The 14,712-nt window shown below is 59.1% G+C and carries 13 protein-coding genes; 6 read left to right on the top strand and 7 right to left on the bottom strand.

What is annotated here, in order from left to right; translation table 11 throughout:
• Positions 1–855 precede the first annotated feature (855 nt).
• The 7 genes from tdh to EJ075_RS16850 all read right to left on the bottom strand — a co-directional run bounded on the left by tdh (position 856) and on the right by EJ075_RS16850 (position 10,018).
• Positions 856–1,890 (bottom strand): L-threonine 3-dehydrogenase, encoded by a 1,035-nt coding sequence (gene tdh, locus EJ075_RS16885; RefSeq protein ID WP_126105042.1) that lies wholly within the window; start codon positions 1,888–1,890, stop codon positions 856–858.
• A gap of 65 nt (positions 1,891–1,955) precedes the next feature.
• Entirely contained in the window at positions 1,956–2,969 is a 1,014-nt protein-coding gene (locus EJ075_RS16880) for an adenosine kinase (protein WP_126105041.1), read from the bottom strand.
• Positions 2,970–3,069: 100 nt separating this feature from the next.
• Positions 3,070–4,245: a methionine adenosyltransferase gene (metK, locus tag EJ075_RS16875; RefSeq protein WP_063169265.1), complete on the bottom strand. Its 1,176-nt coding sequence runs from the start codon at positions 4,243–4,245 to the stop codon at positions 3,070–3,072.
• Between the two features lie 57 nt (positions 4,246–4,302).
• The gene (glyA, locus tag EJ075_RS16870; RefSeq protein ID WP_126105040.1) at positions 4,303–5,640 is read right to left on the bottom strand and encodes a serine hydroxymethyltransferase; all 1,338 of its coding nucleotides are present in this window, start codon (positions 5,638–5,640) and stop codon (positions 4,303–4,305) included.
• 37 nt (positions 5,641–5,677) lie between these two features.
• Entirely contained in the window at positions 5,678–6,022 is a 345-nt protein-coding gene (locus EJ075_RS16865) for a helix-turn-helix domain-containing protein (protein WP_084831489.1), read from the bottom strand.
• Between the two features lie 1,058 nt (positions 6,023–7,080).
• Positions 7,081–8,892 (bottom strand): HrpF/NolX family T3SS translocon protein, encoded by a 1,812-nt coding sequence (locus tag EJ075_RS16855; RefSeq protein WP_245329904.1) that lies wholly within the window; start codon positions 8,890–8,892, stop codon positions 7,081–7,083.
• Positions 8,893–9,319: 427 nt separating this feature from the next.
• Complete coding sequence (locus tag EJ075_RS16850; RefSeq protein WP_095486058.1) at positions 9,320–10,018, bottom strand: secretin N-terminal domain-containing protein; 699 nt, start codon at positions 10,016–10,018, stop codon at positions 9,320–9,322.
• Positions 10,019–10,205: 187 nt separating this feature from the next.
• Here EJ075_RS16850 and EJ075_RS16845 point away from each other — a divergent pair, with 187 nt between their 5' ends.
• The 6 genes from EJ075_RS16845 to EJ075_RS16820 are packed head-to-tail and all read left to right on the top strand — an operon-like array spanning position 10,206 to position 14,691.
• A complete protein-coding gene (locus EJ075_RS16845; protein ID WP_095486057.1) occupies positions 10,206–10,715 on the top strand; it encodes a nodulation protein NolB in 510 nt (169 codons plus the stop codon).
• 36 nt (positions 10,716–10,751) lie between these two features.
• Entirely contained in the window at positions 10,752–11,588 is an 837-nt protein-coding gene (gene sctJ / locus EJ075_RS16840) for a type III secretion inner membrane ring lipoprotein SctJ (protein WP_280953371.1), read from the top strand.
• A complete protein-coding gene (locus tag EJ075_RS16835; protein ID WP_281033425.1) occupies positions 11,533–12,228 on the top strand; it encodes a nodulation protein NolU in 696 nt (231 codons plus the stop codon). The genes sctJ and EJ075_RS16835 overlap by 56 nt, the downstream gene beginning before the upstream one ends.
• Positions 12,225–12,848 (top strand): type III secretion system stator protein SctL, encoded by a 624-nt coding sequence (gene sctL / locus EJ075_RS16830; protein ID WP_091595841.1) that lies wholly within the window; start codon positions 12,225–12,227, stop codon positions 12,846–12,848. The genes EJ075_RS16835 and sctL overlap by 4 nt, the downstream gene beginning before the upstream one ends.
• Positions 12,845–14,203 carry a type III secretion system ATPase SctN gene (gene sctN, locus EJ075_RS16825; RefSeq protein WP_024505372.1) on the top strand — a complete coding sequence of 453 codons (1,359 nt, stop codon included), beginning with the start codon at positions 12,845–12,847 and terminating at the stop codon, positions 14,201–14,203. The genes sctL and sctN overlap by 4 nt, the downstream gene beginning before the upstream one ends.
• Complete coding sequence (locus EJ075_RS16820) at positions 14,179–14,691, top strand: hypothetical protein (protein WP_095486055.1); 513 nt, start codon at positions 14,179–14,181, stop codon at positions 14,689–14,691. Before sctN ends, EJ075_RS16820 begins: the two co-directional genes overlap by 25 nt.
• The last annotated feature ends 21 nt before the right edge of the window (positions 14,692–14,712 follow it).

Raw genomic sequence — 14,712 nt, 5'->3', positions numbered from 1 at the left:
CGTGCGGACCGGAATGCATTCGGTCCAGCCGGTGGCAATTTCGGTCAGCACCATCGTCTGCACGAAGCTCCCCGACCAAGACGTGCCCGAATGCGCTCAACCAAGCCGGGCGGCGGATCTTTCCAATCGCCGAAGGTGCGGGCTTGCACCGAGCGGCGAACTGCCGAACTCATTCCTGCCCGGCGGCGCTGGCCGCCGCGAGCGACGATGCGGACCTCAGCCGCTCCGAAGCCTCCCACAACACGATGAGCGCCTCGCGGACATCGCTGCCGTAACAGCGGCTGCGGCTCTTGCCCGCAGACGGCCTCTGCTCACGACGGTTCATAAGACGGATCGCGCGCGCTTGCGATAATAGCCGATTACCGCCCCGAACTCATTCAGAATGCGCCGCTTGTCAACGCCGCGATAACGCTCCACGATCGCCGCTTCAGTTCCGACCGTGTCGCCATGCTGAGCCGCGCCATACTTCCCCCGAACCGGAATGGCACGACCTGTCCAATGCGGCTCGTTGCCTTCCTTAATTCGCTGACCGGAAAGGTACCGGAAGTCGTCTAACGCATCTTACCCGCTGAAACGGCGGCAACACCTCGACCTCAATCGCAGATCTTAGGAAATAGACGATCGCGTGGGGGCCTGTGAGCATCCGTTCACCGGATTTCCGTCATCGGCTGAGGCGAATTGCCACCATCGACCGTTATCGGATGGGCCGCGATACGTCGCCGTATCATGATTAGGGGGCGCACCTAGCGGAGCCATAGCTCTCCACCCAGCCATGTTCCCCTCGTTGGAAGATGTCCGGCGGACCAGAGGGGTGCTGTCCCGTCAGCTTTTCCTGAAGAGCGGCCAAGGCGATCCCTACCAATCCATCACCACCTTCCCCGAATTGCCGCTCTTCATCGCCTCGAAACCGTCGAGGTAGTCATCGACCCCGATGCGGTGTGTGATCAGGCCCGACACGTCGAGAGGACCCTGCACCAGCGCGATCATCTTGTACCAGGTTTCGAACATCTCGCGGCCGTAGATGCCTTTGAGATGCAGCATCTTGAAGATGACCTTGTTCCAGTCGATCTCGAAGCCGGTCGGCGCGATGCCCAGAATGGCGATCTTGCCGCCATTGTTCATGGTGTCGATCATGTCGCGGAAAGCGGGGGCGGCGCCTGACATTTCGAGCCCGACGTCGAACCCCTCGGTCATGCCGAGCACCGGCATGACGTCGCGCAGCTTTTCCTTCGAGGCGTCGACGACATGCTGGACGCCGAGTTTCTTGGCTAGCGCCAGCCGCACCGGGTTGATGTCAGTGATGACCACTTTGCGCGCACCGACGCATTGCGCGACGAGCGCGCCCATGATGCCGATCGGCCCGGCGCCAGTCACCAGCACGTCCTCGCCGACCAGATCGAAGGACAATGCGGTGTGGACGGCATTGCCCAAGGGATCGAAGATCGCGGCGATCTCATCGGGCACGTCGTCGGGGATCGGCACGACATTGTGCTGAGGGATTGCCAGATACTCGCCGAAGGCGCCCGGCCGGTTGACACCGACGCCGACTGTGTTGCGGCACAGATGCCCCCTGCCCGCCCGGCAGTTGCGGCAATGGCCGCAGACGATGTGGCCTTCACCCGAAACCCGCTGGCCGACCTTGTACTCGGTCACCGCCGCGCCGAAGTCGGCGACCGTGCCGACGAATTCGTGACCGGTCACCATCGGCACCGGCACGGTCTTCTGCGCCCACTGGTCCCAATTGTAGATGTGGACGTCGGTGCCGCAGATCGCGGTCTTCTTGATTTTAATCAGAACGTCGTTCGGGCCGATTTCCGGCACCGGCACTTCTTCCATCCAGATGCCCGGCTCGGCCTTGGCCTTGACCAGCGCCTTCATCATGTTCGACATCAGGATTTCCCTATTCCGTGATTGCGCTTCTGGCGAGATAGCCTGCACAACGGGAAGGTAGGCCACTAACTCGTTTGAACGTCCGGAATGGTCAGCCCCGCCTGCTCGGCCTCGCGGCGCAAATTCTGACGGGGCCTGGGGCCGATCTGCTGGATCACCAATCCGGCTGCCAGTGAGCCAAGGTCGCCGCAAGTCTGCAGGTCGCGGCCTTGCGTGTAGCCATGCAGGAAGCCGGCGGCATAGAGATCGCCGGCGCCCGTCGTGTCGACCAGTTCCTTGATGGCGGTCGCCTTGATCACCACGGTCTCGTCGCCGCGCACGATGACGGAGCCCTTTTCAGAGCGTGTCACGGCGGCGATCCGGCAATCCTTGCGGATCTGGGCCAGCGCCTCGTCGAACGACGATGTCTGGTAGAGCGACTTGATCTCGTGGCTGTTGGCAAAGACGATGTCGACCGTGCCCGAGCGCATCAGGTCGAGGAATTCGTCGCGGTAGCGGTCGACGCAGAACGAATCCGATAGCGTCATCGACACTTCGCGGCCTGCCGCGTGCGCCAGCTTCGCCGTCTGGCGGATTGCCTCCTTGGCGCGCGGCGGGTCCCACAGATAGCCTTCGAAATAGGTGACCTTGGCGCCAGACGCCTTGTCGGCTTCGACATCCTCAGGGCCAAGCTCGACGCAGGCGCCGAGATAGGTGTTCATCGAGCGCTCGCCGTCGGGCGTGACGAAGATCATCGAGCGCGCCGTCGGCGGCTCACCCTTGAGCGACGTGGTGTCGAAGGCGACGCCCTGCGCATGGATGTCGTGGGCGTAGATTTCGCCCAGCGCATCGTTGGAGACCTTGCCGAAGAAGGCGGCGTGGCCGCCAAAGCTGGCGACGCCGGCCGCCGTGTTGCCGGCGCTGCCGCCGGAGGCCTCGATCGCCGGGCCCATGCGGCTGTAGAGCAACTCGGCGCGTTGTGTGTCGATGAGGTTCATCGCGCCCTTGATGATGCCGTTCGTCTCGAGGAATTCCTCGTCGCACTGGGCGATGATGTCGACAATGGCATTGCCGATGCAAAGCACGTCATAATCCGGCATCAAAATCTCCGCCATAACCCGAGCCGGCTTCTTGCCACGCCGGCCGGGCGTGGTCTCGCGAGTTGAAATGGGTTGCCGCATGCGCTTGATCCAGCCGCCCTCACGCAGCTGCCGGTCCGGCTTCACGCAGCAAATCGTCAGCTTTGTCCGTCTTCTCCCAAGTGAACTCAGGCTCTTCACGCCCGAAGTGTCCGTATGTCGCCGTCTTGCGGTATATCGGCCGTAAGAGATCAAGCATCTTGATGATGCCTTTCGGTCGGAGATTGAAAACCTCGAGAACAAGGCGCTCGATCCTTTTTTCCTCGATCCTTGCGGTTCCGAAGGTATTGACCATGACAGAAACCGGACTGGCCACGCCGATCGCGTAGGCAAGCTGAACCTCGCAGACCTCCGCAAGGCCGCTGGCAACGATGTTCTTCGCGACATACCGGGCGGCATAGGCCGCCGAGCGGTCAACCTTGGATGGGTCCTTGCCCGAAAAGGCACCGCCGCCGTGACGCCCGGTCCCACCGTAGGAATCGACGATGATCTTCCGTCCTGTGAGGCCGCAGTCGCCGGCAGGCCCACCGACCACGAACCGCCCTGTTGGGTTGACCAGAAATCTGATCCCCGAAGTATCCAGGTGGGCCGGCAGGACCGGTTTTATGATCTCCTCAATGACGCCTTCGCGGACCGTGGCTTGTGAGACCGCTTCGTCATGCTGCGTTGACAGGACTATGGTATCCAGCGCCACCGGGCGGAGCCCTTCGTAGCGTACGGACACTTGAGATTTCACGTCCGGACGCAGCCAGCCAAGCTGTCCCGCTTTCCGGACCTCGGCCTGTCTTTTCGTCAAATGGTGAGCGAGTTGGATCGGCAGGGGCATCAATGTATCCGTCTCGTTGCATGCGAATCCAAACATGATGCCCTGATCCCCTGCCCCTTGCCCGAGATCCTGCCCTCGTCCTTCATCAACGCCCTGGCTTATGTCGGGCGACTGCTCGGTGAGGGCCAGAACGACGGCGCAACGTCGACCATCAAAGCCAATCGCATCATCGTCGTAGCCAATATCGAGTATCGTATCGCGGGCGACTTGGCTGTAATCGATGTGTGCATGGCTGGTGATCTCGCCAGCCACAACGACCATCCCCGTCTTCACCAACACTTCACAGGCGACGCGCGCCTTCGGATCGGTGCGCAGGACCGCATCGAGAATGGCATCGGAGATGTTGTCTGCCATCTTATCGGGGTGTCCCGCGCCGACGGATTCGGAAGAGAACACGAACTGCCTGGTCATAAAAATGCCCTCGCTTCAAGTGCTGGAGTTAGTGAGGAGTTTCTGGATTGGGGTGGCTTATCGGTCGGTGATGCCGGGAACATCGAACGCAGTGCAGAAGTCGGCAACGTCTCTTCGTACGCTCGCATGAACTTCCTGGTCATCGGGCTGGCGGCAGACCGAGTCGATGAAAGCGGCGATCTGCACCATCTCCGTTTCGCGCATGCCCATGGACGTCACCGCTGGTGTCCCTAAGCGGATGCCGCTTGTCAGCGCCGGATGCCGTCGGTCGCCCGGGACCATATTGAAATTCGCAATGATGCCTGCACGCGATAAGCGCTCTGCATAGGCTTTGCCTGACAGCGGCCGGTCCCGAAGATCAAGGATCAGCATGTGATTGTCAGTGCCCCCGGTGACGAGTTCATAACCTCGCTCCAGAAGCGCCTGGGCCAGAGCCTTGGCGTTGTGGACGATCTGCTGACCGTAGACACGAAAGGACGAGTTCGCTGCTTCCTGCAAAGCGACGGCAAGCGCGGCGATAGTATTCATATGCGGTCCGCCTTGCAGAAGAGGGAACACGGCGCGGTCTATACGTTTGGCCAGATTGTGTTTGCTCTTCGGATGATGGAGGGGCTGATAACGGTCTTCATTCCTTGATAAAATGAAGCCACCCCGGGGACCGCGGATCGACTTGTGAGAGGTGCTGGTGACCACATCGCAATGGGACACGGGGTTCGGATGCACTCCTGCGACAACCAGGCCGCAGATGTGGGCGATGTCAGCCACCAGATACGAGTTCACCTCCGAAGCAATTTCGGCCATTGCCGCGTAGTCAAAAATACGCGGATAAGCAGTTCCGCCGACCCAAATTAGCTTCGGGCGTTCCCCCTTGGCGGTCTCGCGCAAGTGGTCATAGTCAATTTGCTGTGTCTTTTCGTGCAGCCTGTACGGGACGCGCTGATAATCGCTGCCGGAAAAATTGACGGACCAACCGTGAGTCAGATGGCCGCCTTCGGGTAAAGGCAAGCCCATGACTTTGTCACGGGGGCTCAAAAGCGCGCGATAGACAGCCTGGTTGGCTGGCGAGCCTGAATAAGGCTGGACGTTGGCGTGTTCACTGCCAAATAGCGCTTTCAGGCGCTCGATCGCGAGGATCTCAAGCTCATCGACGATCTCGTTTCCGGCGTAGTAGCGCGCACCGGGGTATCCCTCGGCATACTTGTTGGTGAAAATCGACCCGGTGGCTTCCAACACCGCCGAGGAGGCAAAGTTCTCAGAGGCGATCAGTTTGAGAGTTGTCCGCTCCTGGCGCTCCTGTCTTAGAAGCAGTTCGTGAACGCGGGAGTCGACGGCGGCTAAGTGAGGCCGCCCGTAAGTGTCGGGCTGCGCGATGGCGCCGCCGGCGGAGTTATCCATGGTAGTCGCGCTCCATTTGGACTGATCTATTTCACGATCAAGCAGGCGGTCCCTTCAACCGCGCGTCTTGTATTGCTTCTAGGCGTTGTAGGTCTCTTTTATGGTGGCCATCATCGTGGGGCAGGAGATCGACCACCAATTGAGCCAGCCCGCCATCCTTGCCTCCTGCTTGCATATGGTACGAAGACTGCGGACGTTGTTCGTTGCAGCAAAGAAAGTTGGCTCTGACCAGCCGCCGGACGTGGCGTCGAACCTGCTCGCGAGGCAGACTGGTAATATCGGCCAGCTCGCCGACGGTTAGATCCGCATGCGCGCAAAGGCCCAGGATTCGAAGACGATCAAGATGCGCTGCCGTCCTTAGGCGATTTACCAGTGTCAACATTGGTTGGCATCAACCCGGACGGGATGCAGCAAGCCGCTAGCCCTTCTATCCCCATCAATCCGCATGAGACCTCTCTCGTCATTTGCTGTAAATCCGCTGGTATGGATGCTAATGGAAGATGGATCACAGTCCTTTCTACGACTAAGACGCCAGATATTGTGGCGAATGTACCACCTGACAGGAGACTACGCTCACGAACATTATGTGAATTTTTTTTAACGTTGCTGAGAATCAAGAATGAGGTTTGGCGAATGTCTCGCCGTCGACTGCCGAATCCTGCCCGACGGGATTATGGGGTGCGTAGCCTACTTGTCCTTTCCACATGACCAGCGACGATGGGGCGAAGGCGGCAGACATAGCTCTGGAGCATGCTGCGGTGTCTTTGGCCTGAAGCCGAGGAAGGCGGACCGTGGCTTCCGCGCCGCTGCCGGGAGCCCGCGAACAGGCCAAGTGGATCAGCCGGGTGTTGCCGTCATAGAGCGTGAGACGCAAAGCTGGCCAGCCGCGCCCTGAGGCTGACGCACCGCTCAGCGTCCACCTTGCTCTCGAAGCCCATCGGCATAGCGCCGATAACGACTTGACCGCGTGCGTGTCGACGAGCGATCGGTGAGCGCAAGGATCGAGGGTGCAGTGCAGGATAATGCTGTTTTAAATCAGCGCTGTTTTCAGCCGACTGCCTTGAGCGTGGGCACAAGGATATAGGCCCAAGGCAGGAGATCATCGTCTGGCTGTTCGGGAGGCCGCCCTGGGCGCGCGACAGCCGTTCCTTCGGCTGCGCCGCTCCGCCACCATCCGCGCCGTGCCTTCCGGAGACCATTCCCGCTGCCGGCCGGCGCCCGTGAAAACCTCGACCCGGCGCACCGGCTCGAGATGGCTGGGCTCAGCGTAACTCTGAAGTCGTCATATACCGAAGCCTTCACAGACTTCGGACATCCCCCTCACAGTCCGATCCAGATGGCGTCAGGAACACCGCTTGCGTTGATGCGGATGAACCCCTGCTTGTGCCACAATGACCCTTATGTCAGCGCGCGAGCCAAAGCTTCCGCGCAAGGCGACGGCTAGGATAAGGCAATGCCGACGAAGGGCACATTGCTTGCCACACTCTGGAATGATGGCATGCTCGGCAGGCCTAGGTTTTGCTCAGGGCCGCCTGCAAGGCGCGCTTTGAGGTTATTCACATAGCCTTCTGCGTAGTCCTGCGCCGTCGAGACCGAAAGATCAATGCCTGCCGCCAAGGCCTCTTCCATCAGGTGCTTTACGAGCCCATTTCGAATGGCCAGCTTGACCTCGGGGCCTGCGATAAGGCCGATCGCCTGCGCGGCCATATTGAGGCCAGCTTCCTCCAGCGCTCGCTTCATATCGCCTCCGTTAATGGCCGTACGCAGGAGATTGGCTGCTTGCGACTCAGCCTCGAGAACCATCGAGGCAAGATCGGCTACTTGTCCGAGGCCCGGAATGAAGCTGAGCAGTCCCACCGCCGTTGCCGCCAAGTCGAGCACTTTCGTCTCGATTTTGAGCACGGAGTCGACGACGTGCATGACGGCCCCGCCGTTCTTTTTGGCTGACTTAATGTCAGGCTGGTCCATCAGGCCCATCTTCATGTCCGCGACGGCATTCTGCTCTTCTGCGGTTTGGGCGCCGTGGGTGATTGGCTGCTGAACGTTGCGGTTCGCAGACGACATGTTTGTGCAAAAATGGGCAAAGTCTTTTTTGCTGATATTGCCGGAATCAACCGTATGCCCGCCGCCAAAGTCGAAGAATTTATGATGGGTCTTATAGCCCGTGATCGAATTGTTCAGGAGGCCAAACAAAAGAGGATCTGAAAGGAGCTGAGAGGCTGCTTCCCGCACTTTCGGATCAAGGCTCTTGTCGTCTTTCATTTTCGCCAGTTTGTCGCGAGTCAGAACACCGCTTCCAAAGAACGTGTCCTGATGGTCCTTGATCATCTCGACCGTATTCAGCTCAGTTTGCGTGAGGCTCATCGACGATGAGGCGACTTGCAGGAAATCCTCTTTGTGCATCTTCCCTTTCGAGCCACCGCACAACTGGTTCCAAGCATCGGGGTGATCGAGGAAATATTGCGCCGCCGCAATGACCTGGGGCGGAAATTTGCCGTTTTTCGATTCGCCGCCGACCATTTTCTTGAACTCATCCAGACTCAGGTCCTTGGACAGATTTTCGGAGTACCGGTAAAACTCCCGCAAGGCATCGCTCAAAGTCATGACCGAAGGCTGCAAACCTCCGCTGCCGTCGGATGGTATGTAGTTCTGCTCGTAGCTTTGCGCTTGGGCTTCCTGAAATGCAGCAACTTGTGGGTGGTGGTTTGAAAATCCGGCCAAGTCCTTGGCGTTGATCTTGCCTCCACAGCGGCCGTCGCCCTGCGAGCCAATCGCATAAAAAAGTCCCGAATCCTGCTGCAGTCCCTGGATCGCCGCTTTCAGATCCGGTGGCGTAGAGGGATCATTGGCTTTGTCGGTCAACGACTTCCAAGTAAGCGGGCATTGGTCCTTGTGACGGTTGAGTACCGCAACAATCTGCAACTCAGCCGTGGTCAGCGACCCACCGTTCCACGTGATTCCGGGGCTCGGCCTGGGAGCCGGCTCGATCTTCGGGGTGACGCGGAGCAGATGTTGGGCTTCAGTCGCCTTGGAGCGTTGCGATTGGTCCTCCTTGAGAGCCGCCCTCATATTTGGCGGCAGCAGATCCAGTGGGTGTTGCTCCAAGCCCTTCAATGTCAATTCGACATCCGGTGCCAGATGGCCCAAAGGGTCCTGCCGCAAGTTATCCATTGTCGAATCAAGATTCGACGCTGGCAGATCCCCTTGCGCGAAAGAGCCGGGCTTGTCTGCCAGCACACAAGTGGACAGCATCGCTTCGAAGCACGATGCACTTTGCTGATGCTGGGTCGCAAAATGGGAAACTTTCAGGCCCGGCCAACCCCTTGCGGACTGTAGCGAATTTGAGCGGTAGAAAGTTGAAAGATTGCTGGCCGACATTATGCATCCTCAGACGTGACGTTGAAATCCCCACAAGAGACCCCGACAGAAGATCCCTTGCGTTTCACAAAATTCGACAATTCCAAGCGTCGGCAGGTCACGAATGCGCCTGCCCTGCCTTCAATTGCTGTGTTCCGGGCCGGCTCCAAGGTTCGGTCCAACACAATGGCCGGAGTCACCGCGAGAGCTGCCGGGACTCATCATGAGCGGATTAGCTTTCGAGAAACTGACGAGTTTGCGAAGAGTTCACAAAGGGGTAGCCGCAGTCATGTTCTTCAGAGCTGCGGGAAATCCTCAATGTTCATTTCTTGCCCAGCTCAGGCTTCCCGCCAACGCTATCCTGTTGTGGGATGTCAGAAGAATAAGAAGCATCCGGTCGTCCGTCGCGAACGACCGTAGTGGAGGAGCCACGAAACAAGATCAGCACTGATTCCTTTGGCGTGGCCGCTATGTGAGTCTGCGCCTGCGCCTCCGCCACCAAGCCGTTAAAGGTCTGCTCCACGAGTGCGACGAAGCGCGGTGGACCGGAAACGAAGACGAGGCCATTGCCTGGCACGGGTTTGACCACATAGCGCTCGTCGGAGATATCAAGCTTGTCGAGAGCCCCCTTGAACGCATCGAAGCGAATCGACGTCATCAAAAGCATTCGAGTTTGCGATTCTTGTGCAGCAGACACATAGAGTACAAGGCCGTCATAGTACCATTGGAGACCGTAAAGGTTCGTCAAGCGGTCGAGGAACGCGCGCGGTGGCAAATCAGGCATACGTCCGCGAATTCGCCCCTTCACCGCAGGACTGATGTTGACCCTGATATTCAGGTTGTTGCCGAATTCCTGCAACGCTGCAGCGAGTTCCTGATCCAGAACCGTGTATCTATAGGGTGTCGCCGGAAGGGACAGCGGGACTGCGTGCGCCGGTTGAATCCCGGTGGACAGAAAAAACCCGGCACAAAGAAGTCTCAAAACATGCAGGGTGACGGGTTGGATAAGCGTTCTCGGCATGTCGCACTGATAAACCAAACGCTGAAATCATCACAAGTGACTAAATTGCCGAAGAGATTTTAGATTGTCGAAATGACGCCGCCGTTAGTCAGCTTGTTGTCAGCTTGCCCCCCTAGGAGTGTTGCGCCGACACCGGGTGATGAATGGGCGGGGCTCGCCCGGTCAGAGAGAGCAACCGAGTCCTTACATGATGATGCCTGTCACGTCGATCTCTGCCACTCTAACGGCTGGCCTCCCCAGGGTCGGATCACCGTCGATTGTCGAGCAGGCCCAGTTTGAGCGCGCCTTAGGGCATGCAGCCGACTCGCTGAAAAACGATGCCGCCGCGGGGCCAGCGAGTGCGGCGCCAGTTGCTGCGGCGATGGATGTTCAGCGCGCGGCTGCGCCGACGAGCGGCATGGGCGATCGCGTGTTGCAGACGATTTCCTCCCTATATCCACACAATACTGTTTCCTTCCCCGCGCTCGACCATGACATAGCCCTTTCGAAGGGCGCTCTACCGGGACCGGCGCAGAAGCTTCCCGTCCCAGGTGAGGCGGGAACCGGAATCTCGGGCATTCCTCAACAAGGGCAAGACTTCGAAATGATGATGGCTGGTCTTCGGGATGTTTACAACGGCGTCACCCAGGTGGCGCTTATCTCCAAAGGCGTCAGCGGCGTCACATCATCCGTGAATAAACTTTTGAAGGAAGGCTGAACCGCGCGCATGATTGGCTTGGCCGAGGGCGAAATCATGCGTGGCCTGTCAGGGTGGCGGTCGGTTAGACTTGTCATGCTGCCAGTTCTCGTCGCCCTCACTGCTTGCAAAGCCGACCTCTACACGCAATTGCAAGAGCGTGAGGCAAATGAAATGCTCGCACTTCTTGAAGACAACGGGGTCGCCGCGATCCGGGTGGTCGCCAAGGATGGAACCAGCACGATCCAGGTTGACGAAAAGCTGCTCGCCTTCTCAATCAACCTTCTGAACGCCAAGGGGTTGCCGCGCCAATCCTTCAAGAACCTCGGTGAGATATTCCAAGGATCAGGCCTGATTGCCTCGCCGACCGAGGAGCGTGCCCGTTACGTGTATGCCCTGAGCGAAGAGTTGTCGCGGACGATCAGCGATATCGATGGCGTTTTTTCTGTACGTGTTCACGTCGTGCTGCCGCATAACGACCTTGTGCGAGCCGGCGCCACGCCATCCTCGGCCGCGGTGTTTATCAGGCACGACGCCAAAACAAATGTCGCGGCTCTGCTGCCAAAGATAAAGATGCTGGTAGCCGACAGCATCGAAGGCTTGTCCTACGATAAGGTGGAAGTGGTTTTGGTGCCGGTAGAACGGTCCGCACACGAGCAACGGCCCGATCCGACTGCTGTTTTGCCACAAGCATCAACACCTCTTCCTGCGCCAATTCTGGCGACCGTGACAGGTTTTGCCGCAGCCGTATTCGCAGTGGCCTGTTATCTCTTGGGCAGCGTTGCTACGCGTCGGCGCAAGCAATCAACCGGCGTTTCCAAGGTCGAGGGGCGCCGGGATGCTTCTGCTGTCGAGGCCATTCGCAAAAGAATGCCTGCAATTGGACGTGGGTGACATCTCATTGCCAATGCCTATACAGACCGCCCGACCTGATGGTCCGCACCAATTGCGTTTTCCGGGCGCGAGCGAGCTTGCGGCTTCGGCCCATCCGACCCGTCTAGCGGCGCGTCTTGATCCAGCGTTATCGGCAGAAACGTTAGTGAAGTTGCAGAAGTGTTCCAGACTGCATCCAAGGCTGGCAGAATTGCTGGGCAACTATGACGTGGATCTGAACCACATCGGCTGCAGGCCGGACCTTCTACGCGGGCACGATCCATATCGAGCTGCCCTTCTTGCTGGTAGTATCTGGCATGCCCGTTCGCTGGTCGCGTTTGTCTCTCAGCCTGAGCTTGCCATCCTTGTTAAACGCATCGGCGTGGATGCACACGCATTCGGAATCCGACACCTGCTGCATGCCGTTGAGAACAGACTGATCGCGGACCCAGAAAAACTCGCTCAGCAAATCGAATACGATGGACATGCATGTCTTGGGGTTTGGCTCCAGGACAGTTCAGCGACCGAGCGTAACCGCGTGCTTCTTCGGTTGCCCGAGGGGACTGCCGCGGAGACTCCAGCACCTGAGCATTGGACCGCCGCCGGCCAATTGCTTTCACTTGTACTAGCTCATTTTGAGACAGAGACCCCGGTGAAATGACAGCCGAACTTTCCGAGGGGCCAATAGCGCCGCAGATGCGTCCAATCGGACCACTGATACCCGCGAGCGAGCTCGAAACCTGGCACAGCGCCGCGCAAGCGCTTGCCGCGGCAGAACGGCATCGGCAGCGCGTTCGAAACTGGGCACGCGCCGTTTACCAGCGGGCGTGGGTGCGCGGCCACATGGAGGGCTCGAATGCAGGCACCGAGGAGATGGCAGGGCTGATTGCGGAGACAATCTCCGAAATCGCGCGACGAAAGGCGGCTCTGGAGCAGGAATTGCCGCAGCTCGTGATGGAAATATTGAGCGATCTTATCGGCGCTTTCGATCCGGGCGAGCTACTGGTGAGGGCTGTTCGTCACGCCATAGAGTGTCAATACAGCGGCGCCGAAGTTTGCCTTCATGTTTCTCCCATGCAAGTCGACATGCTTGCACGAGAGTTTGCTCGATGCGACGGCCAGGATGGTCGACCAAGGGTGCGGATCGAGCCCGACCCGACGTTGTCGCCGCAACGGTGCGTGCTGTGGAGCGAGTACGGCAATGTCGACCTGGGACTTGACGCCCAGATGCGCGCGCTGCGCCTTGGTTTCGGGACGCTATGTGAAAAAGGCGAGCTATGAGAAAGCCCGTCCCAGAACATAACGCTGACGCCGACACTCGAGCTCTCGTTCCAGCAATCTCGTCTTTGAGGGCTGCGGCCAAGCGAATTGACACGCGTGCGGTGCGCGGTCGGATCACGCGGGCTATCGGCACACTGGTTCATGCCGTCTTGCCAGATACTCGTATTGGGGAACTTTGCCTCCTAGAGGACCCGCGAACCGGGCTGTCGCTCGAGGCCGAGGTGATCGGCCTGTCGGGTGATGGTGTATTGCTGACACCGATCGGGGACTTGGTGGGCCTATCCAGCCGCGCAGAGGTCGTGGCCACTGGCCGAATGCGTGAGGTGCCCGTCGGCGGCGATTTGCTCGGTCGCGTGATCGACAGTCGTTGCCGCCCATTGGACGGCAAAGGCGAAATCAAGACCGTCGAAACTCGGCCCCTGCATGGCAGAGCCCCCAATCCGATGACGAGGCGCATGATTGAGCGGCCATTCCCGCTTGGGGTCCGTGTCCTCGATGGTCTGCTGACGTGCGGCGAGGGCCAGCGGATCGGGATTTATGGCGAGCCAGGTGGTGGCAAGTCGACGCTGTTGTCACAGATCGTAAAGGGTGCCGCCGCTGACGTCGTCATAGTGGCGCTCATAGGCGAACGTGGACGGGAAGTTCGTGAATTCATCGAAAGGAATCTTGGTGAAGAGGGCCTTCTCCGTACGGTCGTCGTGGTTGAAACCTCCGACCGCTCGGCGGTGGAGCGTGCGCAATGCGCTCCAATGGCGACTGCGCTCGCGGAATATTTTCGCGATCAGGGCCTACGCGTTGCTCTCATGCTGGATTCGCTGACGCGCTTCTGCCGCGCTATGCGCGAAATAGGCCTTGCTGCGGGTGAGCCGCCGACGCGACGGGGCTTTCCTCCTTCCGTTTTTGGCATGCTGCCAGGCCTGCTCGAGCGCGCCGGCATGGGTGAGCGGGGCTCAATCACGGCCTTCTATACGGTGCTTGTAGAGGGTGATGGCACGGGTGATCCAATCGCCGAGGAATCGCGTGGTATTCTCGATGGCCATGTCATCCTCTCACGCGCTATTGCGGCGCGATCGCATTTCCCCGCTATTGATGTGCTGCAGAGTCGCAGCCGCGTCATGGATGCAGTCGTTTCGGGGACACATCGCAAGGCAGCATCCATTTTCCGCGAGCTCCTATCGCGCTATGCCGAGACCGAGTTCTTGATCAATGTTGGCGAATACAAGCCAGGTGGAGATCCCCTGACTGACCGGGCCGTCGCGTCAATCGACGAACTGAGGGAGTTTCTGCGCCAGAGCGAAGATGACGCGTCAGATTTCGAGGAGACGGTCGCATGGATGTCGCGTCTGACCGCGTGAACTGGGTTCAGTCTTCGAGGTTACGGCTTCTGAAGGAAATGCAAGAGCGTCGTGCCCTTGGCGAGCTGTCCAAGAAGGAAGCCCAGCGCGATGTGGCCGCCTCAGCCGTACAAAATGCCTCTAGGGAGCTTGCAATGATACAGCAACATTGTTCAAGAAAAGAAGCAGCGCTCTATCAGCATCTGATGTCACTCGACAACTTGTCTAGCGCAGCGCTCGACCGTCACCGCCTTCACACTGAACAGCTTGCCGCTGAGATCAATTCCAGACGGCAGATGCTTGATGATACCCAAATCGCTCAAGAGGAGGCTGAGATGGCGGCGTCCAGGACGAGGGAGCTATGGGTCATATGTTCGGCGGCAAGGGACAAATGGCAACAAATCGAGGACGACGTGCGGCGCGCCGTCGAGACTCATTCGGAGGCCGCAGCCGAGATCGAGGCCGACGATGAGATACTGCTGAAATATGCGAGGGGGTCGCTTGCCTAAATGCCGCGCAACCGGATCCGA

Origin of the sequence: Mesorhizobium sp. M6A.T.Cr.TU.016.01.1.1, from assembly GCF_003952585.1 — a bacterium.
Lineage (GTDB): Bacteria > Pseudomonadota > Alphaproteobacteria > Rhizobiales > Rhizobiaceae > Mesorhizobium > Mesorhizobium mediterraneum.
The sequence above is the reverse complement of the archived record's forward strand: the minus strand, read 5'-3'. Positions and strand labels throughout refer to the sequence as shown.

Bases quoted from the DNA above. Each gene is read 5' to 3' on its own strand.
- EJ075_RS16835 (WP_281033425.1), top strand. From the start codon at position 11,533: ATGCTTCTGCTGTCGAGGCCATTCGCAAAAGAATGCCTGCAATTGGAC.
- EJ075_RS16850 (WP_095486058.1), bottom strand. From the start codon at position 10,018: ATGCCGAGAACGCTTATCCAACCCGTCACCCTGCATGTTTTGAGACTT.
- sctN (WP_024505372.1), top strand. From the start codon at position 12,845: ATGAGAAAGCCCGTCCCAGAACATAACGCTGACGCCGACACTCGAGCT.
- glyA (WP_126105040.1), bottom strand. From the start codon at position 5,640: ATGGATAACTCCGCCGGCGGCGCCATCGCGCAGCCCGACACTTACGGG.
- EJ075_RS16845 (WP_095486057.1), top strand. From the start codon at position 10,206: ATGATGATGCCTGTCACGTCGATCTCTGCCACTCTAACGGCTGGCCTC.
- EJ075_RS16820 (WP_095486055.1), top strand. From the start codon at position 14,179: ATGGATGTCGCGTCTGACCGCGTGAACTGGGTTCAGTCTTCGAGGTTA.
- sctJ (WP_280953371.1), top strand. From the start codon at position 10,752: ATGCGTGGCCTGTCAGGGTGGCGGTCGGTTAGACTTGTCATGCTGCCA.
- EJ075_RS16855 (WP_245329904.1), bottom strand. From the start codon at position 8,892: ATGCTGTCCACTTGTGTGCTGGCAGACAAGCCCGGCTCTTTCGCGCAA.
- tdh (WP_126105042.1), bottom strand. From the start codon at position 1,890: ATGTCGAACATGATGAAGGCGCTGGTCAAGGCCAAGGCCGAGCCGGGC.
- metK (WP_063169265.1), bottom strand. From the start codon at position 4,245: ATGACCAGGCAGTTCGTGTTCTCTTCCGAATCCGTCGGCGCGGGACAC.
- EJ075_RS16865 (WP_084831489.1), bottom strand. From the start codon at position 6,022: ATGTTGACACTGGTAAATCGCCTAAGGACGGCAGCGCATCTTGATCGT.
- EJ075_RS16880 (WP_126105041.1), bottom strand. From the start codon at position 2,969: ATGCCGGATTATGACGTGCTTTGCATCGGCAATGCCATTGTCGACATC.
- sctL (WP_091595841.1), top strand. From the start codon at position 12,225: ATGACAGCCGAACTTTCCGAGGGGCCAATAGCGCCGCAGATGCGTCCA.